Source organism: Kitasatospora sp. NPDC059146, from assembly GCF_042786665.1.
Classification (GTDB): Bacteria; Actinomycetota; Actinomycetes; order Streptomycetales; family Streptomycetaceae; genus Kitasatospora.
Genome location: NZ_JBHZCY010000028.1, coordinates 31,623 through 50,833, shown reverse-complemented (window position 1 = coordinate 50,833; position 19,211 = coordinate 31,623). Strand labels below are relative to the sequence as shown.

Sequence of the window (19,211 nt, the reverse complement as noted above, 5' to 3'; positions counted from 1 at the left end):
AAGACGTCCGTCGCACACCCTGGAGAGCCCGTGGATCCCCGCCCCGCTTCCCGCCGGCAGCGCCTGCGCGTTCCCGGCGCCGCCTGCGTCGCACTGCTGTGTTCCGTCGCCCTCGGCGCCGCGACACCGGCGCAGGCCTTCAGCGGGGGCAACCACGAGAGGATCACCCGGGCCGCCCTGGGGGCCGCGGGCTGGCACCCGGCCTCGCTGACGGCGATGGCGGACGGGAACTCGGGCGCCATCGTCGCCAACGACCACGGCGAGTACTTCGGCATCGGCAAGCTGCACTGCGACAACGCCGACTACCTCGACCCCCGGTACGACAGCCGCTACCCCCGCACCCGCGGGCAGGCCGACGCCGAGATCATCGACTGCGTCGACGGTTCCGTCCACAACTTCAAGCGGGCCGCCGCCGCCGCGGACCGGCTGGTCGACGCGAACGGGCACGTCGTCGCCGCCCAGACCGCCATCTCCCCGGCCTGCGACTGGAACGACCGGCCGGGACGGGCGAAGTGCGAGGTGCTGGAGGACCTGGGCCGCGGCTGGCACCAGATCGAGGACTTCTACGCCCACAGCAACTGGGTCGACCAGGCCGGCCCGGGAGCCGTCGGCGTCAAGAACCCCCCGGGCCTGGGCAGGACCGACCTGCCCGCGTTCTTCTCCATCGCCCGCTACAGCTCCATGAGCAGGCCCGACTGGGCCAAGGACGCCACCGCCCACATCCCGCACGACCTGGCGACCGGCTGCTACCCGGACCGCGACCACAGCGGAACGGTGTCCGACTGCGCGAACCGCGTCACCCACGACGGAGTGCTGAACAAGGACACCAAGGACACCCCGCGCTCGGCCGTCGGCCACAACTTCGACCGCGCCTACGACCTCGCCGTCAAGGACATCACCCGTCAGTGGAACGACTTCAAGGACGAGCTCCGGCGCAGGTACCCGACCAACGGCCGTGCGCAGGCGATGATCTGCGCCATCACCCATGACCACCCGGACAAGACCTGCTGAGCGGAACGGAACGGAGACGTCATGCGAAGGTTCCTGACCAGGCTGTTCGTCGCGGCGGCGGCCGCCACTCTGACCGTGGTGCTGCCCGGTGCGGGCGCGGCGGCGCCGGCCCGCACCGGGCCCGCCTCGGACGCGGTCGCGGCGGTCAACCACACGGTGACCTTCGTGAACCACTCGTCGCAGCGGCTGTGGATCGGAAGCGGCGTCAACGCCGACGGGTCGAAGCAGTTCAGCCGGCTGCCGGTCCTGGCTCCCGGGCAGTCGGCGACGGTGACGATCCCCGAGACCACCGCCCCGTTCCACTGGCGGGGGAAGTTCTTCGCCCGCCAGGACTGCGGCGGGGCCTCCGGCAACGGCTTCCACTGCCGGGTGGGCGACTGCGGCCCGTTCGCCGACCACTGCACGACGGGCGAACAGCCCGCCAGCCTCGCCGAGTTCAACTTCGACGCCAAGGACGGCGCCGCCCCCTGGTACGACGTGAGCTACGTGAACGCGTTCTCGCTGCCGGTCACGATCACCCCGGTGAACGCCTCGATCCCGGCGGGCGGGGGCTGCGACACCAGGGGCTGCGCGAAGGACCTGCTGCCCTCCTGCCCGCCCGCCGACCTGACGCGCGGGCCGGACGGCAAGCCGCTGCTGTGCACCAACCCCAGCCGCGACACCCAGAGCGACTACAGCCGCGCGCTCAGCGCGAAGTGCCCCAAGGCCTACACGTGGTCCAAGCAGGACCAGGTCCCGGGCAACAAGGTGATGCAGCAGTGCAGCCGTTGCAGCGGCTTCACCGTCACCTTCGGGCCCTCCGCGTGAGCGCCCCGGCCGCGTGAGCGCCCCGGCCGCGTGAGCGCCCCGGCCGGATGAGAGCCCCGGCACGACCGCCTGATCGAAGGAGAGGAACGCCTTGCCACGTCGAACACGTCTGTTCGCCGCCCTGCTCGCCGTGCTGACCTGTCTCACGGTCGGCACCACGGGCGACGCGTCCGCCGCCCCGGCGAAGAAGAAGGGCGTGAGCGCCTGGAACTTCACCGACGTCACCAAGGCCATGGCCGACGCCAGGGTGGGCTGGTTCTACACCTGGGCCTCGGACCGGCAGCAGATCAGGCCGCCGGCCGGCGTCGAGTTCGTCCCCATGATCTGGGGCGCGGGCTCGGTGACCGACGCGCAGCTCGCGACGGCCCGGAAGGAGGGCACGACCCTGCTCGGGTTCAACGAGCCCGACCTGCGGGGCCAGGCCTCCATGAGCGTCTCCCAGGCCCTCGACCTGTGGCCCCGGCTCCAGTCGACCGGGATGCGCCTGGGGGCGCCCGCGGTGGCGGGCGGCGGCGACGTCGCGGGCGGCTGGCTCGACCAGTTCATGAAGGGCGCCGCCGCCCGCCACCACAAGGTCGACTTCATCCCCCTGCACTGGTACGGCTCGGACTTCCGCGCCGATGCCGCGACCGGTCAGCTGCGCAGCTACCTCCAGGCCGTCCACGACCGCTACAAGAAGCCGATCTGGCTCACCGAGTACGCCCTGATCGACTTCTCCGGCGGCACCCCGCGATACCCGACGCCGGAGCAGCAGGCCGCGTTCGTGACGAAGTCGACCGCCATGCTCCAAGGGCTCCCCTTCGTCGAACGCTACGCGTGGTTCACCCTCTCCGCGGACCGCGGCGGCACCGGTCTCTACCACCGGGCGACGCCCAACCGGATGGGCGAGGCCTACCGCGCGGCCGGCTGAGCACACCGCCCGGCGCCCGTCAGCGGGTGCCGGGCGGTGCCGGGTGGCTCGCGCGGGTGAGGGCCTGCCGACGCAGGCCGCGGAGTGGGTCGAGCGTGGTCACCGGCGGCTCCGGCCGAGCGGCGCAGATCGCGAAGTTGCTTGAGGGGGCGGAAATCTGATGGTCAGTCCGATGGTGATCCCGCACATGCCGATTCCCTCCCGCCCGCCGGACGGGGGGCCTTCGATGGACGGAAGGGGTCCACCGGATGACCTGTCCGTGCCACTCTGTCTGGTGACGGCGGCGAGGGCACGGGGGAGGCTTGGTGGCTGCCAAGGGTGACAGCGAGGGCACCGGGGCGCGGGCGGCCGTGTTCGTGGGCCCCCATCAGTTGCTGCGGCCGTTGGGCGAGGGCGGGATGGGGGTGGTGTACCTCGCCCGCTCGCCCGGGCTGAGGCTGCTCGCGGTGAAGGTCATCCGGCCCGAGTACGCCGAGGACCCGCAGTTCCAGCGCCGGTTCCAGCAGGAGGTGGAGGCCGCCCGGCGGGTGACGGGGTTCCACACGCCGCCCGTGGTGGACGCCCAGCCGCGCGGTCCGCGGCCGTGGATGGCCACGGCGTACCTGCCGGCGCCGTCGCTGGGCGAGGTGGTGCGGCGGTTCGGTCCGCTGGGCGAGGCGGGTGCGCGGGCGCTGGGGGCGGCGCTGGCGGAGGCGCTGGCCGCGATCCACGCGGCGGGGGTGGTGCACCGTGACCTCAAGCCGGGCAATGTGCTGATCGCGCGGGACGGTCCGCGCGTCATCGACTTCGGGATCAGCCGGGCCTTCGACGCGGTCCACCTGACCCGGACCGGCATGGTGTGCGGCACCCCCGGCTACATCGCCCCCGAGCGCGTCGTCTCCGCGTCCGTCACCTTCGCCTCCTCGGACGTGTTCTCGCTCGGCTGCCTGCTGGTGTACGCGCTCACCGGCCGCACCCCCTTCGGCGCCGGTGAGCCCGCGCAGATCAACCGGCGGGTGGTGTACGAGTGGCCGGACCTGTCCGGGGTGCCCGCCGCGCTGGGCCCGCTGGTGGCCGCGTGCCTGGACAAGGACCCGGGTCGGCGGCCCACGGCGGCGGCCGTGCTGGCCGCGCTGGCCCCGGCCGATCCGGCGGCGCTGCTGAGTCCGGGGTTGCTGGCCGACTTCGAGGCCCGGGAGCGGCAGGCCGGGATCGACCTGGCGGCGCCGCCCGCGGATCCGCCCGCGCGGGCGGTGCGGGCGTGGCGGTCGCTGAGCCGGCGCGGGCTGTTGGGCCTCGGTGCCGGGCTCGGCGCGGGCGCGGCGGCGGCCGTGGGCGTGCCGCTGCTGCTCACCCGCCGGGCCCGGGCGGCGGCCGGGGCGGCGATGGTCGGTGACCCCGTGGACGCGTGGGGAGCCGACGCGGGCGGCGCGGGCAGTGCCGGGGCCTCGCCCGGTGCGCCGGCCCCGCTGTGGAGCCGGCCGTTCAGCGGCGTGACGGTCCTCCACCAGCTGTCCCTCGTCGGCTCGACGCCGGTGTGGTGGACCGAGGGCACGGGCGCGACCGGTGTGGACCCCTCGACGGGGCGTACGGCATGGTCCCAGCAGGAGGTCCAGTTCTTCCAGGCGCAGGGCGGGCTGCTCTACGGGACGTCCCCGGACTTCGCGAGCCTGGTGTGGCTGGACGCCTCGGCGCAGACCCACCGGATCCCGCTCGCCGTGCCCGCCGACCAGCACATGTACGCCGCGATGACCCTGCGGGTCTTCGGCGCGGACGACCGGACCGTGGTGACGGCCCGGCAGACCTCCGCCACCGGCGGCGGGCTCCTCGCCGGGACCGACGCGGGCAGCGGCGAGGTGCTGTGGCAGCACGACGTCGCCGAGAACCTGGCGGTGTCGATGGCCCGCCACTCGGAGTCCCTGTACAGCGGTTCCGGCAGCGCGATGGGCCTGGTCGCCGACGGCAGGTGCTACTACCGGGACGGTGACGTCCTGCACGCGCTGGACCTGCGCACCGGCGAGTCCCGCTGGCAGGCCGCCGGCCTCGCACCCGCGGGCGCGGGGGTGCCCGCGCGGCTGCTGCGCGCCGGCGACCTGCTGGTGGTCGTCGCCAACCGGACGGTGGTGGCCGTGGAGGCGGCGACCGGGCGGCAGCGCTGGACGGCTCCCCCGGTCCCGCAGGCGGTCTTCGGCTGTGCGCTCGGCGGCGACCGGCTGTTGCTGTCCGGGGCCCAGGGCACGGCCTACTGCCTGGACGTCACGACCGGCCGGGGGCTGTGGCACTGCACCGTGGCGGCCGTGACCCTTCCGAGTGCGAGCGGGGACTTCCGGGCTCCGAGCGCGGGTGACGGCTTCTTCGCCGTCCCGCTGCAGGGCGGGCCGTACGGGACGGCCGTCCTGGACGCCGCCCGCGGTACGGTCCGCTGGGTGGCCCGGCCGCCCTCCGACGAGGGCCTGTGGACCACCGCGGCCGACGGCCCGACGCTCTACTGCGCCTCGTCCACCACGCTGCGCGCCTTCCGAGCCGGTGCCGGATGAGCGCGCGCAGCATCGGCCCGTACCGCGTCCTGCGCAGACTCGGCGCGGGCGGCATGGGCGCCGTCTACCTGGCCGCCACCGGCAGCGGGCGCCCGGTCGCGGTGAAGACCGTGCAGGAGCAGTACGCGGCCGATCCGGAGTTCCGGCGCAGGTTCGCCCAGGAGGTGGCCGCGGCCAGATCGGTCAACGGGGCCTACACCGTGGCGGTGGTGGACGCCGACACGGAGGCGGAACTCCCCTGGCTGGCAACCGAGTTCGTCGCCGGACCGTCGCTGTACGAGGCGGTGGCGCGGCACGGCGCGCTCGCCCGGCCCGCGCTCCACGTCCTGGGGGCGGGCCTGGTGGAGGCGCTCGCGGCCGTCCACCGCGCCCGGATCATCCACCGGGACCTGAAACCCTCCAACATCCTGGTCGCCCGGGACGGCCCGAGGGTCATCGACTTCGGGATCAGCAAGCCGACGGCCGACGCGCTGCCCACCGCGAGCGGCCAGATCATCGGCACACCCGGGTTCATGTCCCCCGAACACGCGGCGGGCCGCACCCTCACCCCCGCCAGCGACCTGTTCTCGCTGGGCGCCGTACTGGCCTTCGCCGCGACCGGCCGCGCGCCCTTCGGCGAGGGGCCGCCCGCGGTGCTGGTCTACCGGGCCTCCGAGGAGCCCCCTGACCTGGACGGGGCGCCGCCGGAGCTGACCGGACTGCTGGTGCGCTGTCTGGACCGGGACCCGGCCCGGCGGCCCGCACCGGCCGAGCTCGCCGAGGCCTTCCGGTACGGCCCGGCGGTCGGCACCGACTGGATGGGCGGGGCGGAGCGGACCGTACGCGGGCGTGAGCGTGAACTGGCCCGGGTGCTGAGCGATCCGAACGGCACCCGGCGCCGGTTGCTCGTCCTCGGCGGCGCGCTGCTCGCCACGGCCGCCGCGGGCGGGGCCACCCGGCTGCTGTGGCCGGGAAACGCGGGGGCGCCCCCGAAGGCCTGGTCGGCGCCCCTCCCCCGGGCCGGGATGGCGCCGGTGGCCTGCGGCCCGGCGGCGGTGGTGTGCGCGGACCGCACGGGGGCGGTCGGCTACGCCCGCTCCGACGGACGGGTGCTGTGGACCAGCACCTCGGAGGCGGGGGCGTCCCCGGTCGGCGACGGCGGGCGGGTGTGGTCGGTGGACCAGGACGGCTCGGTGCGGGCGCGCGACGCGCGCAGCGGCGCCGACCTGTGGCGCTCGTCCGACCCGGTCCCCGGTGCGCAGGCCCTCGCCCTGCCGCTGCCGGGCCTGCTGCTGGTCACCGGGGCGGACGGAGCCCTGCACGGCTACGACGCGGCCGCGGGGCGCAGACTGTGGAGCGGTGCCGCGCTGGGCACCTCCTTCCGCGTCCAGGGCATGGACGCGGCGGGCCTGCTGGTCGTCACGGTCCTCGGCGATCCGGCCCTGCTCGCCGACGGCACCTTCCGCTTCCTGGCACTCGACCGCGCGAGCGGGCGCCAACGCTGGTCGCTGGACGCCCAGGAGCTGTACGCGCCGCCGAGCGGCACCAACCTGTACGCCCTGGATCCGGACCGCGCCCTGACCGCCGTGGACGGCGGGCGCGGAACCGCCCAGTGGAGCCGGCCCAGCGGCCTGCCGCCGGCCTCGGCGACCATGTCCGCCGGTTCCTACCTGGGTTCGCTCGCGCTCCGTGGAGCGGTGCTCACCTGCCTGCCCGTCTCCGGGACGACGGCCACCGACGGGCAGATCCCGACGGCGGCCTTCGACACCACGGGCGCCCGGCTGTGGAGCGGCACCCACACCGGCGCCATCACCGGGTGCGCGGACGTCGCGGCCCTGGTCGCGACCGGCGGCCCGCACGGCGCGTCCGGCACCGACCCGCGCACCGGGGCCACCGCGTGGACCTGGCCGTCGGCGCAGGGCGCCGCCACCGTCCGGGGCTCCTGGGGGAACTCGGTCCTCGTCACCGCGCCCACGGACACGGGCGGGATCGCCCTCCAGTCGCTGGCCGGCGCCGACGGCAGCCCGCAGTGGCACCAGACCTTCGCCCGCCAGCCCGGCGACCCGCAGGTCCTGGTCCAGGACGCGGCCCTGCTGGTCGGCTACGGGCCCACCCTGACCGCCTACCACCTGTCAGCCGGCGGCTGACAGCCTTCGAAGGGTTCCGTACGAGATGGCCGAGATCGAGGACACCCCTCCGGCGACCCAGCCGCTGCCCACCCTCCCGCGCACGAGCGCCCTGCCGGCCCAGGCCGTTCCCGCCACCCTCCCCGACCCGGCGGACCTGCGCCCGGGCGGGCCCGCCCGGCGGTGGACCTGGCTGCTCGGGGGCATCACGGCCGGCGCGGGCGCCGCCGCGCTCGTCCTGGGCCTGGTGGCCAACCTCGTCACGCCGACCGCGACCGCCTCGTCCGCGGCGAACTCTTCCGCCGCAGTCGCGTCCTCCGGCCCGGCGTCCCCGTCCGCGGCGCTCTACACCGCCTCAGCGGCCGGCTGCTCGCTGGTGCACCCCGAGACGGTCGCCCGCTATGCCAAGGGCGCCCCCTGTACCGAGCAGAAGCCGATCGGGGGCATACCGGTGACGGGCGGGAGCTGGACCAGCCAGGACTCGGGCCTGACCATGCTGCAGGTCCTGGTCACGCTGTCCCCGAGCACCGACAGCATCTACCAGGAAACGTTGAGCAGCGCCCGGACGGCGGCGGCCACCAGCGCCGGCACCATGAAGATCACCGACGACCGGTCGGTCCCCGGCATCGGGGAGAAGGCGACCCTGCTCTACACCGTTGCGTGGGGTTACGGCCGCATCGAACTCGTGGTGCTCCAGCGCAACGCGCTCATCACCGTCAACTACCAGGCGGCCACCCGCTCCGGCTACACCTTGAAGGACGTCCCGCCCTCGGAGGCCGAGGCCGCCGCCACCGCCGCCGCGCGGGACGCCCTGGGCACCCTCACCGCGTGAGAACCACGGCGCCCCCGACTACACGGTGCGATCCGCAGCCGCAGTTCGTACTCCTCGGCTCCGGCGGCACCCGCCTGCTCGCCTGCTCGCCGTCGTCGAGGACAGCGTCGCAGGTCAGGAGCCTGCGGCAGGCGGCCGGGTGGTCAGATCTGGCGGTCCGGGTCGGAGAAGGTCAGGCCGCCGACCGCGAGCGGACGCCGGGCCGGGGCGGGCACTGCGGCGGTCTCGCCGGGCGGCTGCCGGAAGTCGGCGCCCTGCTCGAGCGGCGGCCGGCGCGCGCCGGACTGGGTGGGCAGGGGCGTGTCGGCGGCGGTCGCGGAGAAGGTGGGCATTACGAGAGGACTGTGGTCTGTCATGATCGACAGTGTCGCAGCACGGACCGGGTCGCGTCGCCACCCTCCCGGAACCGGTGGGGCCGGAGCGGGGGTCGCACAGCCCTCGCGGGTGTCCCTGGGCGGTACGGGCGATGCGGCGGTGTGGGCGGTGCGGGCGGAAATTGCGTTGCCCGGACCCCTGGCCCCCGTGGCACCCTGACCCGGTGTCCAACGCGCTCTACCCCGCAGGCCTGACCTGGGACGAGGTCGACCCCGCCGCCCACCCCTTCGACCCCGCTTCGGCCGCGCAGGTGGTCCGCTCCCTCGGCCCGGCGCGGCGGGTGCCCTCCCGACCGGACCCCGCCGTCGATCCGATCGGAGTCAACTGGGCGCGGGAGGCGGCCAGGCCCTGGACCGATGCCATGACCCACGTGCTGATCGAGCACTACGGCCGGTGGGCGGCGGGGTGGCGCTGGTCGGTCGGCGAGGCGGACGTCGACGGCGGGCCGGTCGGGAACTGGTGCTGCGGGTCGCACTCGATCACCACCGCGGAGCAGACCCTCGACCGGGTCGTGGCCTCGCTGTGCGAGTGGCGCGACTGGCTGGAGCACCTCGCGCGGTGGTTCGAGGCCTACCCCCTGGACCCGGAGACCCTGGTGGCGGACCGGATCCTGTGGGAGCGCGCCGCCCGCAACCTGATCCTGCAGGTCGCCGACCGGACCGGCGCCGAGAGCGGCTGGTACGGGCACTGCCAGCAGGTCCTGGGCTGGTTCCTCACCTACTGGGGCGTCGCCCCCGAGGCGGCCGAACGGCTGGTGCGACAGGCGGTCGGCGGCCGGTTCAAGAGCTGGACCGCGCCGGACACCGTCCTGGCGGAGGAGGTCGCCGAACGGCTCGTCGGCCCGCTGCGCCCGCAGGACACCCACTGGTCGCCGGCCCCGGGCGGGCTCCCGGACCACCTGGAGCGCTGGCTCGCGGTACGCGAGAGCGTGCCGTGGCCGGACGGCGAGGCCGGCACGGACGGCGCGGACCACGAGCCGACGGCCGCCGCCCGCGACAGCGCGGCGGAGGACTTCCGCTCCTTCGACGCCGCCGTGGACCCCGCCCGCGCCGCCGGCCTGCTCACCGCACTGGAGCTGGTGCGGGCCGACGCGGCGCGAGGTGCCACGCTCGACTTCGAGCTGCTGCGCAGCTGGCAGCAGCACGTCCTGGGCACACCCGAGCCGCCGCCGCTGCGCACCCGCCCCGCCTTCGCCAAGGGCGGCGAGGAGCGCTACGGGATCGGCCCCGACACCGGCACCCGCCTCGACGCCTGTCTCGCGCAGGCCACCGACAGCCGGCCCTCGCTGGCCGCCAGGGCGGCCCGGGCCCACCTGGACGTCTGTTTCTTCCACCCGTTCGACGACGGCAACGCCCGCGCCGCCCTGCTCACCCTGCTGTTCGTACTGGCCCGCGAAGGCCGCACCCTCGACTCGGTGATACTCGTCCGCCGGTTCGGCCACCGGGCCGACGACCCGCAGGACGCGCTGAGCCTGTGCCGTTCCGTCGAGCTCGATCTCAGGCGCTGCGCCGCCGCCCGGTAGGAGACTGGAGCGACCCACGCCCCGACACCCCGAACCGGTCCGCCATCACCCGGGACGGGTCCCGGACGGCGGGCTCACCGGATCGGCCGGCCGGCGTTGTCCAGCCAGGCGCGCCAGCCGTCCGGGGTGACGGTCAGCCCGAGGCGCGCGATGCCGGGCTCGCCCTCCTCGTGCCACCAGGCGAGAGCCCGCTCGAAGTCCTCCCACAGGCGGCGGCCGCCGTACTGGCGGACCGGGTGCACGTCCTCGCCGTCGCGGAAGGTCACGGCCGCCCAGGCCGGGGTGGTGAGGGAGTAGAGCCACAGGGTGCGGGCACCGTCGTCGTGCGGCTGGATCGCGTGGACGACGTCGCGCAGGCGCAGGCCGGCGGCGAGCGGGAACGGGTCGAACGTGCCGTGCGGCGGCAGGACGGCGGTGGTGGTGGACTCGGCGACGCTCCCGCCACCGGGCGGGTGCTGCGGCCGGCGCAGGCGCTGGGAGCGCATCTTCATGAACTCCACCGGCTGGAGGAACGGGCCGCTCGCGGCGCCGTCGCCGGTCACGGTGAGGCGGACCAGGGCGTCGGCGTTGGAGTAGTGGGTGCCGAACGGCGCCAGGATCAGCCCGCCCGGCTTCGTCTGCTCGATCCAGGCCCGCGGAACCTCGCGCAGCCCGTAGGTCGCGATGATCCGGTCGTACGGGGCGCCGGGCGGGTGGCCGGATTCGCCGTCCGCACGGACGACGGTCGGCCGGTAGCCGGCGCTCGTGAGCGCGGTACGGGCCCGGGCGGAGATCCCGGGGTCGATCTCGACCGTGGTCACATTCGCGTCGCCGAGCCGGTGCGCGAGCAGGGCGGCGTTCCAGCCGGTGCCGGTGCCCTGCTCCAGCACCCGCATCCCCGGCTCCACCTGGAGGTCGTCCAGCATAGAGGCGACCAGGGAGGGCATCGAGGCGGAGCTGGTGGGTACGGTGCCGGGCTCGGCGCCCCGGTGTTCTCCGTCGTCCCACTGCGTGACGATGGGGATGTCCGCGGCGGCCGCCGCCAACCAGCCCGCCTCGTCGGTGGTCCGGTCGACGGGCCGGCTCTTCCCGGTGGCCATGTCGTGGGCCCAGACCAGGTCCGGTAGGAACAGTGAGCGCGGGACGGCGTCGAAGGCCGACGTCCACGCGTCGGCGACGGGGAAGGACCGCCCCGGCGGGCGGTCCTCCTGCTCAGGTGCGAGCGTCACTTGCGGTGGCCCCGTCCCCGGGCGGGGGGCCGCCGTCCGGGGACGGCGGGTCGGACGGCGGCGTCCACGGAGTGCCCGGATGCCCGTCCCCCTCGCCGCCACCGCCACCCGAACCCGCGCCGCCGTGGCCTCCGTCGTGATCCATGCCGACCTCCCTTGTCGCCGCTGTGACGGTGCCTCCCGGTGCCGGGAGGAGTAGCGGGCCTGCCCGGCCCGCGCGAGCCACGCCGGGCCGCGAACGCGCACATCCGCGCAGTGCGGTGCGCACCGGACGGCAGACCATGGCGGTACTCCGCTCCCTCGCGGGCGGTGACGGCTGCGCCCACCCGACGGGGGGTCAGGCGGGCGCAGCGGCCCCGGCGCGCCCGCCGGGAACCGGGTGTCCGGTCCGTCACGGCGGGCGACGGTTCGACGGTAGGGAGTCACCGCTAGCGTGTTCAACGCGATTGCGGGTGATTGCGGGGATTCACCCGAGGGTGTCGATCGCGATGGCGATGAGTGCCCGGGCCGCCGCGCCGTGGACGGCCAGCTTCGCCAGCTCGGCGAAGGCGCGGTGGTAGTCGGCGAGTTCGCGGGGCTGGGTCACGGTGACCTCGGCGGTCAGGGTCTCTACGCAGGCCTGGTCGTTGTCGAAGAGGTAGAAGGCCTCCAGCGGCCAGATCCTGCGCTGCGCGGTGAAGGGGATGATGCCGAGGGAGACCGACGGCAGGGGCATCACGGCCAGCAGGTGGCCGAGTTGGCTGGCCATCGTCTCCGCGTCGCCGATGCGGTAGCGGAGCACCGTCTCCTCGATGAGGATGACGAACCGGTGGCGGCCGTCGTGGAGCAGCCGGCCGCGTTCGGTGCGGGCGGCGACCGCCTCGGCAACGTCGTCGGGGGTGCCCTGGAACTCGGTGATCGAGCGCATCAGGGCGGTGGCGTAGGCGGCGGTCTGGAGGAAGCCGGGGACGACGTTGGAGACGTAGGCCCGGCACACCGCGGTCCGGTGGTGCAAGGTCAGCGACTCCTGCTGCACCTGCCGCATGCCTGTGCGGTGCACACGGCGCCACTCCAGGTACATCAGCTCCACCGCGCGCAGCGAGGAAATCAGGTCGCCGGTCTGGTCGGCGGAGTCGCACGCGGTGCACCAGGCGCGCAGGTCGGCCTCGGACGGCGCCGACTTTCCGCTGAGGATCCGGGAGGTCTTGGAGGGGTGCCAACCGCACCGGGCGGACAACTCCTTGCCGTCGATCCCGGCGTCCAGCATCAGCTCGCGCAGCCGGACGGCGAGCGCGGCGCGGGCGGCCTGGGCACTGGATGAGGGCGAGGCGGGCATGGGCTGTCTGCTCGGCGTGGGCGGGCTCAGACGGTGTACCGCTCGTGCGGGACGGCCCGTTCCCACACCGCTTCGAACGCGGTGGCGCAGAGCTTCGCGACGGCGGGGTCCTCGGTGTCGGAGGTGCGCGGGTCGGCCCAGTCGCCGTCACCGGTGAAGTGGTTGAACCGCACGACGCGGTCGTCGAACAGCCAGAAGTCGGCGCCGGGCAACGCCAGGTCGCACGCGTCGCGGCGCGGCAGCCAGCGGACGTCCTCGCCGGCCGCGGTGTTGACCGGCGTCATGGCGTGCAGGTACCGCGTGTAGAGGGTGACCGGCTCGGACACGATCCGGGCCCGGCGGACAGCCACACCCCGTTCGGTCGCCTCGCGCAGCATGGCCGTCCAGTCCCGCCAGTACTCCGACTCCGGGTCGAGGTCGGACTCGCCGGTCAGTCGGAACCGTTCGACGGCCTCTGCCTCGTCCGGGACACCGTAGCTGTCGCGCATCTCCAGGTGGACCGCCGAGTACCGGGCGGCGGCCAGCAGGTCAGAGAAGCTCATCACGCTCTGCGTCATCGCAGGCCTTTCGCAGAATCGGGATCATCCGGTACGGGATGCGGATCACGGCCTCGTGACCGGGAATACCGGGATCGTGCCCCTCCACCCAGATCGTCCCGCCGACCTCGGCGTTCAGTGCGTCGTCCGCCTTCAACCCCTGAATCACCAACTCCTGCTTGTCGTTGTCCAGCAGCACCATGGGCGACCCTTCCTTCCCCGTCTCAGGGTCGATCCCCACGAAATCTAGCCCCACGACACCCTCCAGCACCACGCCGGTTGCGGTCACTTGCGCGTCACCGTTCCGCAGTGCTGACGATCCGTCAAGGGCGTGCGGGCGCAGCCGGGCGGCTCGCGTCCGCGCTGGCCGTACGGCGTGCCCCGGCTCGTGCAGCGAGGGGTGCGACTGCCGGGCGCAGCCGGGGAGCTGTGAGGTGAAGTGTCAGGGGAATGTCCGGCGAACGTCGTTCCCTGCGATGGCTGTGGAGAGGCAATCTGCCCGGGAGAGCTCCCGCTCCAACTGCGCTGTCGTCTGCACGGCAGAGGGCCGGACAACAGGAGGTACTACATGAGGTTCAGGGTCGGCCGCCGTACGGCGGCGGTCACGACGGCTGCGGCTTTGAGTGTCGGCGCGCTTGTGTCTGCCGTAGGGAATGCTCACGCCGACGACTACGTCCCGATCAATGTCGGCCACTGGGTCGGCCTCTACGACGCTCCCAACACCAGCTCGAAGGACGGGTGGGCCGACGTACCTCCCGGTGGCGCGATCATCGCCCAGTGCTGGACCGTCGGCGAGAGCATCGGCAACTACGGCGACACCTGGTACCGCACGAACCGGATCTTCTGGAACGACGGCCACGGATGGACCAACGTCCTACCCACCGTCTACGTCTTCGCCGGGTATGCGGACGGCAACGCCCGCTCCGTCGACCGGGACCCCAACATCCCCCGCTGCCCTTCGTAGCACCCAACGCACCCGGCCGGCGTCCCTCCGGAAGCCGTAGGACACCGGCTACCCGCCGCGAGGTTACGGGTCTTCCTGGGAGGCCCGGTGCTGTTCCGAGGTTGACGGGAGCGACCCGCTGCCCGGCCTCGCCGGCACCTGGAAGTCCGGCCGCGCCCGCCGCCGCCCGGGGGCGGCGGGCGCGGCGTCAGGAGGTCATGGACAATGCCGCAAGGTCAGGTGGTACACGGTTTTGACCGTGCCGTCCGTCGAGTCCATCTCCAGGAAGCTGGTGTCGCCCGGGCTCGAGGTGCCGCGGTCGACCTGCAGTTCGGTGGTGATGTCGAGGTTGCGCTCCTCCCCGCAGGGGGCGAAGGCCAGGGCCGCGGCCGGCGCGGTGTCGGCCGTCTGCCAGTCGCCGTTGAACCCGCCCTTGAAGTGGTGGGTCGCGGTGGTGGTGCGGGGGTCGCCCTGGAAGTGGTAGCGGGCCCGCTGGGTGCCGGAGGCGCCCGGCGCCAGTGATGCGAAGCCGCGGTAGTCGGCGGACACGATCGCGTAGGTGTAGCCGCTGGGGACGTGCACGAGAAGGGTGAGCTGACAGTTCTTCCGGAAGTCCGTCGGCGACGCCCCGGGCCCCACCTGGGCGAGGTAGTTGCTGTAGGTGACGGTGAAGGCGGTGTTGTCGGGGGACACGGCGACGGCGGCCGTCCCCTCCGGGCAGCCGGTGCCGTTGACGGCCACGCTGTCGATGACGATCCGCTCCTGCGGCGGGGGTGGGGGCGGGGCCGGGCTGCCGCCGAAGGCCGACGAGCCGAACAGTGAGGTGGCGACACCAGTCGCGGCCAGCACGCGGAGCACCATGGTTTCCCTTCGACCGTCCACGGGTCCGGGGGCGGGCGTCGGTCTCCGCGCCCGCCCCCGGATCTACACGTCGGCATCGCACCACACACCGCGCACCCGAGTACAGAAGGTGACAATTCGGTCACTCAAACGGCCCGCACGGTCGGGGCGTCGTTCACCCACGTACGGAAACAGGGCGCCGCGCGGGTGGGCGGAACGTCCCCGCCCGCGCCGTCGGGTGGTGTCAGTGGACGAAGATCCGGTGCGGGGTGTCCTTGGTGGCGGGCTGGTTGCGGTCCAGGTGGACGCCCGGGTACGTCTTTCCCGCGTTGCGTACGGCGAAGCTGATGAGCACGGCCATCAGGCCGGTCACGCCCGACAGGCCGGGGACGGCTCCGCCGCCGCCGATGAGGCAGGCGACGGCGATGAGGGCGATGCCCGCCGCGAGCAGGAGCCAGCCGGAGGTGGTGCGGGTGCGCTGCTTCTGTGCGGCGGTCGGCTCGGATTCCAGCACGACCTTGATGGGGAGGCGGCAGTCGCCGCAGTACGCGTCGAGGACGACGGACCCCGACTCCGGGCGCCGGCTCGCGCCGAGCGGGAACAGGTGCCACTGCGAGTGGTAGGTCGTGCTGCGCAGCCCCTCGGTGCGGGTCATGCTCGTCCGGTGGCCCAGACGGAACCGTGAGACTTCGGTGGGCACGCTCATGGATCTCGCTCCGTCTCCCCGTGCGCGGCCCCCCAAGTGTCCGCGCGGGCCGCGATGTTAACAAACGCACGTGTACGCGAGGGGCCGCCGGGCGACGCCCGGGCGGCGCGGCCGGTCCGGAAGTTCCCGGCCGTCGGGCGATGAGTTTCGCCGCCCGGGCCGGTCTACCCCTTGAACACACCGACACGAGCAGGAGAGAGCACATGTCCTTCCAGGCGTACCTCGACACCATCGAGACCAGGACCGGCCTGACGCCGCGCCAGTTCGTCGCGCTCGCCGAGCAGCTCGGCTTCGACGCCCCGGCCACGAAGGCCGGGGTGATCCTCGCCTGGCTCAAGGAGGACTACGGACTGGGCCGCGGCCACGGCATGGCCCTCGTCCACGTCCTCAAGCACGGCGCGAAGATCGACGCCCGGCACGTGGGCACCACGGGGTCGCACCGCGACGCCTCCGACACCCTGTGGCTGGACGGCAGGGCGACCAGGCCCGCGTGAACGGTCGGGGCCGGACCGGGGCCGGGCCGGGGTCGGGCCGTTTCGGGGTGTGCTACGGTCGTCGGCGCTGGCTGGAATGCGCGAAAAAATCCGCTCCTGAATGGTGTTTCTGAGCGGCGCCCCACACGGTGTTCGTTCCTCTGCGAGGAACCCGGTGCTTCCTTCGTCGTCCTGAACGAAGGCAGAGGACTGTGCTTTTTCCGTACCGTGTGATCATCATCGGGGCCGGACTGGGCGGGCTCGCGCTCGCCCACGGCCTGCGCGAGCGAGGCGTCGACGTCACCGTCCACGAGCGCGACGCCCGTCCCGGGGCCCGGCCGCAGGGCTACCGCATCCAACTCGACGAACCCGGCCTCACCGCCCTACGGCACTGCCTGCCCGCCGAGTTGTTCGGGCTCTGCCTGGCCACGGCCGGGGCACCGCCGGCCCGGGTCTCGGTCCGCAACCGTCACCTGGAGGTCCTGGCGGACCGAGCCACGGGCCGAACCGCGGACCCGACGGCGGGCTTCGAGGCGGCGGGCGTCGGCCCGCACGCCTTCGACCGGCCGACGCTGCGTCGGATCATGCTCCTCGGACTGGGCGACCGGGTGCACCACGGCGCACAACTGGCCTCCTACCGGCACGAGGACGACGGGCGGGTCACCGCCTGCTTCGCCGACGGCCGGACCGCGACCGGCGACCTGATCGTCGGCGCCGACGGCGTCAACTCGACGGTGCGCCGGCTCCTGCTGCCCGCGGCCCGGGTCGAGGACGCCGGCCTGCGGCTGGTCTACGGCCGGATCCCACTGGACGGGCGAACCCGCGAGGCCCTGCCGGGCTGGGCCTTCGAGAGCATCTTCACCGTGGTCACCGACGGCCCGGGCAAGGCCCATCTGGGCCTGGGCCCGGTGGAGTTCGCCACCCGGCCCGACCTGGCCGGCCGGGCCCGGACCCCCGCCCTCGATCTGCCCCCGGCCCACGACTACCTCGCGTGCATGGTCGGCGCACCCGCCGACCACCCCGCGATGCCCGCCCCCGCGGACCTGCGCACGCTGCCGCCCGCCGCCCTGCGCGAACTCGCGCTGCGGCTGCTGGGCGACGGCTGGCACGAGGACGTCCACCGCCTGCTCGCCCGGTGGGACACCGCCTCGCTCTTCCCGCTGCGCATCTCCACCTCCGCCCCCGTGCCACCCTGGGAGCCGGGCCCGGTGACGCTGATCGGCGACGCGATCCACGCGATGAGCCCGGTCCTGGCGATGGGCGCCAACACCGCCGTCCGCGACGCCGCCGAACTCAGCCGCGCCCTGGCCGACGCGACCGGCCCGGGCCCGGGCCTGGCCCGGGCCGTGGGCGTGTACGAGAGCCGGATGCGGGACTACGCCTTCCCGATCGTCGCCGACTCCCGCCGGACCGGACAGCAACGCGTCGGCCAGCGCTGACCGGACACCTGCGGGAGGGGGTCTGCGGAAGGGAGTCCTGCGGGCGGGCGAGGGCGGGCTAACGCCCTTGAGCGGAGCCGGTGTTGGTGCTTCACTGTGCGGATGATCAGCGAGGCCGAGATGACTGACCTGTTCGGCGCCGTACTCAGCAGGCACCGGGTGGACACCCGGGCGCGGTGGCGCAACGCCGTGTGGGCGCTGGTGGTGGCCGTGCCCAGCGGCTGGCTCGGGCTGTGGGCGCTGGTCGCCGCGGACGACGGCCGTCCGGGCGGGGGCCGGGCGATCGGCCTGGTGATCGGCCTGTCCCTGGGCGCGCTGTACGTCGCCGTGACGCAGGCGTGGCGCGCGGTGCGGGGCGGGTCGGGAGAGTACTTCGAGGTCCGCGAGCGCGGGATCGTCCACGGCTCGCGGCGCGGTGCGGTGGGCTGGGAGTGGAGCCGGATCGTGTCGGTCACGATCCCCGGCACCCCGAGGATCCACGGCCTCGCCCGCCGGCTGGGCAACGACTACCGCTGCCGCCTCGCCCTCGACGGCGGCGCCCGCCTGTACATCGACGGGCACGCCGCCGGGGCCTTCGGCCTGGGCCGCGCGGTGCTGGAGCACAGCCCCCGGGCGCGGCGGCTGCAAGGGGACGAGTGGCAGGACCGGGCGGGCGGCTGGTTCCTGGCCGGGGCGGCGGTGTTCCTGCTGGCGGGGGTCTCGATGGTCGCCTATCTCGCGAGCCACGCGGACACCACCCGCACGGTCACCGACCCGAACGGGATGCTCCGCGAGGAGACCGTGCAGGGCGTCGGCGACGGTGTGATCATGGCGGTCGGGCTGAGCCTGCCGGTGTGCGCGATCGGCGCGATCACGTGCATCGTGCTGTACGTCCGCTACCGGCGCTACCGCCCGCGCTGACCGGGCGGTTCCACCCCGGCACTACCCTGGCCTTCCCCGGCCCCGGAGGACGCCGTGCCCCCCACGCGAAGCGCCGGCGGTGACGCCCCCGCGCCGCCGCCGCGGCCCAGCGGCCGGCGCCTGCTGCTCGGCGTCGCCTGGGACGTCGTGGTCCCGATCGCGGTGTACTACGGGCTGCGCGCCGCCGGGGTCGGCGTCTTCGGCGCGCTGCTGGCCGGCGCCGTCCTGCCCGCGCTCACCACAGCGGTGCGGTGGCTGCGCACCCGGAGCCTGGAGGGCATGGCGGGATTCATCGCCGGGACCATGCTGCTCGGCGTCGCGGCCGCGCTGGTCAGCGGCAGCCCCCGGTTCCTGCTGGCCAAGGACGGGTGGCTGACCGGCGTGGCCGGGCTCTGGTTCCTGGTCTCGGTCAGGGCCAGGCGTCCGCTGCTCTTCCACGCCGGACGGCCGCTGCTGGAGGGCCGGTTCCGCTCCGACGGCACCTCCTGGGACGTGCTGTGGGAACGCGAACCGGCCTTCCGGCGGATCTGGCGGGTCTCGACCGCGATCTGGGGCGTGGCGATGCTGCTCGACGCCGCCGCGCGGGTCGTGATGGCGTACACCCTGCCGGTGGACGCGGTGCCCGGCCTCGGCGCGCTGCTGTGGCCGGTCACGCTGGTACTCCTCCAGGTGGTCAACGGCCTCTACTACGAGCTGGCCGGGCTCTGGCGGCTGACCTCCGGCACGACCGCGCGACCGCCGCGCGGCTGAGCACCCCCGGCCGGGGAGGTCAC

19 protein-coding genes are annotated in these 19,211 nt (G+C 74.2%); 12 read left to right on the top strand and 7 right to left on the bottom strand.

What is annotated here, in order from left to right; all coding sequences use genetic code 11:
* Positions 1–30: 30 nt before the first annotated feature.
* The 6 genes from ACFXPX_RS15310 to ACFXPX_RS15285 all read left to right on the top strand — a co-directional run bounded on the left by ACFXPX_RS15310 (position 31) and on the right by ACFXPX_RS15285 (position 8,181).
* Positions 31–1,011 carry a hypothetical protein gene (locus tag ACFXPX_RS15310; RefSeq protein WP_380587371.1) on the top strand — a complete coding sequence of 327 codons (981 nt, stop codon included), beginning with the start codon at positions 31–33 and terminating at the stop codon, positions 1,009–1,011.
* 21 nt (positions 1,012–1,032) lie between these two features.
* Positions 1,033–1,818 (top strand): thaumatin family protein, encoded by a 786-nt coding sequence (locus tag ACFXPX_RS15305; RefSeq protein ID WP_380587374.1) that lies wholly within the window; start codon positions 1,033–1,035, stop codon positions 1,816–1,818.
* Between the two features lie 91 nt (positions 1,819–1,909).
* The gene (locus tag ACFXPX_RS15300; RefSeq protein WP_375896396.1) at positions 1,910–2,728 is read left to right on the top strand and encodes a glycoside hydrolase family protein; all 819 of its coding nucleotides are present in this window, start codon (positions 1,910–1,912) and stop codon (positions 2,726–2,728) included.
* 305 nt (positions 2,729–3,033) lie between these two features.
* A complete protein-coding gene (locus tag ACFXPX_RS15295) occupies positions 3,034–5,244 on the top strand; it encodes a protein kinase (RefSeq protein ID WP_380587377.1) in 2,211 nt (736 codons plus the stop codon).
* Positions 5,241–7,370, top strand: a complete 2,130-nt coding sequence (locus tag ACFXPX_RS15290) for a protein kinase (RefSeq protein WP_380641500.1) — start codon at positions 5,241–5,243, stop codon at positions 7,368–7,370. Before ACFXPX_RS15295 ends, ACFXPX_RS15290 begins: the two co-directional genes overlap by 4 nt.
* Before the next feature lie 25 nt (positions 7,371–7,395).
* On the top strand, positions 7,396–8,181 hold the full coding sequence (locus tag ACFXPX_RS15285) for a hypothetical protein (protein ID WP_380641498.1): 786 nt from the start codon (positions 7,396–7,398) through the stop codon (positions 8,179–8,181).
* Positions 8,182–8,324: 143 nt separating this feature from the next.
* On the opposite strand, the gene ACFXPX_RS15280 is transcribed toward ACFXPX_RS15285, so the two are convergent.
* Positions 8,325–8,537 (bottom strand): hypothetical protein, encoded by a 213-nt coding sequence (locus tag ACFXPX_RS15280; protein ID WP_380401193.1) that lies wholly within the window; start codon positions 8,535–8,537, stop codon positions 8,325–8,327.
* A 182-nt stretch (positions 8,538–8,719) separates the two neighbouring features.
* On the opposite strand from ACFXPX_RS15280, the gene ACFXPX_RS15275 reads away from it, so the two are divergent.
* Positions 8,720–10,078 carry a Fic family protein gene (locus tag ACFXPX_RS15275; protein ID WP_380641496.1) on the top strand — a complete coding sequence of 453 codons (1,359 nt, stop codon included), beginning with the start codon at positions 8,720–8,722 and terminating at the stop codon, positions 10,076–10,078.
* A 74-nt stretch (positions 10,079–10,152) separates the two neighbouring features.
* On the opposite strand, the gene ACFXPX_RS15270 is transcribed toward ACFXPX_RS15275, so the two are convergent.
* The 4 genes from ACFXPX_RS15270 to ACFXPX_RS15255 all read right to left on the bottom strand — a co-directional run bounded on the left by ACFXPX_RS15270 (position 10,153) and on the right by ACFXPX_RS15255 (position 13,339).
* Positions 10,153–11,286: a methyltransferase domain-containing protein gene (locus ACFXPX_RS15270; RefSeq protein ID WP_380641494.1), complete on the bottom strand. Its 1,134-nt coding sequence runs from the start codon at positions 11,284–11,286 to the stop codon at positions 10,153–10,155.
* A 466-nt stretch (positions 11,287–11,752) separates the two neighbouring features.
* Positions 11,753–12,601: a helix-turn-helix domain-containing protein gene (locus tag ACFXPX_RS15265; protein WP_380641492.1), complete on the bottom strand. Its 849-nt coding sequence runs from the start codon at positions 12,599–12,601 to the stop codon at positions 11,753–11,755.
* Between the two features lie 26 nt (positions 12,602–12,627).
* Positions 12,628–13,158, bottom strand: coding sequence for a DUF6879 family protein (locus tag ACFXPX_RS15260; protein WP_380529014.1), 531 nt, complete (start codon positions 13,156–13,158; stop codon positions 12,628–12,630).
* Positions 13,130–13,339: a hypothetical protein gene (locus ACFXPX_RS15255; RefSeq protein ID WP_380641490.1), complete on the bottom strand. Its 210-nt coding sequence runs from the start codon at positions 13,337–13,339 to the stop codon at positions 13,130–13,132. Before ACFXPX_RS15255 ends, ACFXPX_RS15260 begins: the two co-directional genes overlap by 29 nt.
* A gap of 435 nt (positions 13,340–13,774) precedes the next feature.
* Between ACFXPX_RS15255 and ACFXPX_RS15250 the strand changes: the two genes are divergently transcribed.
* The gene (locus ACFXPX_RS15250; protein WP_380641488.1) at positions 13,775–14,101 is read left to right on the top strand and encodes a hypothetical protein; all 327 of its coding nucleotides are present in this window, start codon (positions 13,775–13,777) and stop codon (positions 14,099–14,101) included.
* Positions 14,102–14,296: 195 nt separating this feature from the next.
* On the opposite strand, the gene ACFXPX_RS15245 is transcribed toward ACFXPX_RS15250, so the two are convergent.
* Positions 14,297–14,941 (bottom strand): DUF4360 domain-containing protein, encoded by a 645-nt coding sequence (locus tag ACFXPX_RS15245; RefSeq protein WP_380529017.1) that lies wholly within the window; start codon positions 14,939–14,941, stop codon positions 14,297–14,299.
* Between the two features lie 223 nt (positions 14,942–15,164).
* The gene (locus tag ACFXPX_RS15240) at positions 15,165–15,575 is read right to left on the bottom strand and encodes a hypothetical protein (RefSeq protein WP_375895091.1); all 411 of its coding nucleotides are present in this window, start codon (positions 15,573–15,575) and stop codon (positions 15,165–15,167) included.
* A 254-nt stretch (positions 15,576–15,829) separates the two neighbouring features.
* Here ACFXPX_RS15240 and ACFXPX_RS15235 point away from each other — a divergent pair, with 254 nt between their 5' ends.
* The 4 genes from ACFXPX_RS15235 (at position 15,830) to ACFXPX_RS15220 (ending at position 19,188) form a co-directional block, all read left to right on the top strand.
* The gene (locus ACFXPX_RS15235) at positions 15,830–16,120 is read left to right on the top strand and encodes a DUF4287 domain-containing protein (protein WP_380641486.1); all 291 of its coding nucleotides are present in this window, start codon (positions 15,830–15,832) and stop codon (positions 16,118–16,120) included.
* Between the two features lie 209 nt (positions 16,121–16,329).
* The gene (locus tag ACFXPX_RS15230) at positions 16,330–17,538 is read left to right on the top strand and encodes an FAD-dependent oxidoreductase (RefSeq protein WP_380641484.1); all 1,209 of its coding nucleotides are present in this window, start codon (positions 16,330–16,332) and stop codon (positions 17,536–17,538) included.
* A 102-nt stretch (positions 17,539–17,640) separates the two neighbouring features.
* Positions 17,641–18,438, top strand: coding sequence for a hypothetical protein (locus ACFXPX_RS15225; RefSeq protein WP_380529023.1), 798 nt, complete (start codon positions 17,641–17,643; stop codon positions 18,436–18,438).
* Positions 18,439–18,492: 54 nt separating this feature from the next.
* Positions 18,493–19,188: a VC0807 family protein gene (locus tag ACFXPX_RS15220; RefSeq protein WP_380529024.1), complete on the top strand. Its 696-nt coding sequence runs from the start codon at positions 18,493–18,495 to the stop codon at positions 19,186–19,188.
* The last annotated feature ends 23 nt before the right edge of the window (positions 19,189–19,211 follow it).

Bases quoted from the DNA above. Each gene is read 5' to 3' on its own strand.
- ACFXPX_RS15305 (WP_380587374.1), top strand. From the start codon at position 1,033: ATGCGAAGGTTCCTGACCAGGCTGTTCGTCGCGGCGGCGGCCGCCACT.
- ACFXPX_RS15290 (WP_380641500.1), top strand. From the start codon at position 5,241: ATGAGCGCGCGCAGCATCGGCCCGTACCGCGTCCTGCGCAGACTCGGC.
- ACFXPX_RS15285 (WP_380641498.1), top strand. From the start codon at position 7,396: ATGGCCGAGATCGAGGACACCCCTCCGGCGACCCAGCCGCTGCCCACC.
- ACFXPX_RS15280 (WP_380401193.1), bottom strand. From the start codon at position 8,537: ATGACAGACCACAGTCCTCTCGTAATGCCCACCTTCTCCGCGACCGCC.
- ACFXPX_RS15265 (WP_380641492.1), bottom strand. From the start codon at position 12,601: ATGCCCGCCTCGCCCTCATCCAGTGCCCAGGCCGCCCGCGCCGCGCTC.
- ACFXPX_RS15260 (WP_380529014.1), bottom strand. From the start codon at position 13,158: ATGACGCAGAGCGTGATGAGCTTCTCTGACCTGCTGGCCGCCGCCCGG.
- ACFXPX_RS15255 (WP_380641490.1), bottom strand. From the start codon at position 13,339: ATGGTGCTGCTGGACAACGACAAGCAGGAGTTGGTGATTCAGGGGTTG.
- ACFXPX_RS15245 (WP_380529017.1), bottom strand. From the start codon at position 14,941: ATGGTGCTCCGCGTGCTGGCCGCGACTGGTGTCGCCACCTCACTGTTC.
- ACFXPX_RS15240 (WP_375895091.1), bottom strand. From the start codon at position 15,575: ATGACCCGCACCGAGGGGCTGCGCAGCACGACCTACCACTCGCAGTGG.
- ACFXPX_RS15235 (WP_380641486.1), top strand. From the start codon at position 15,830: ATGTCCTTCCAGGCGTACCTCGACACCATCGAGACCAGGACCGGCCTG.
- ACFXPX_RS15225 (WP_380529023.1), top strand. From the start codon at position 17,641: ATGATCAGCGAGGCCGAGATGACTGACCTGTTCGGCGCCGTACTCAGC.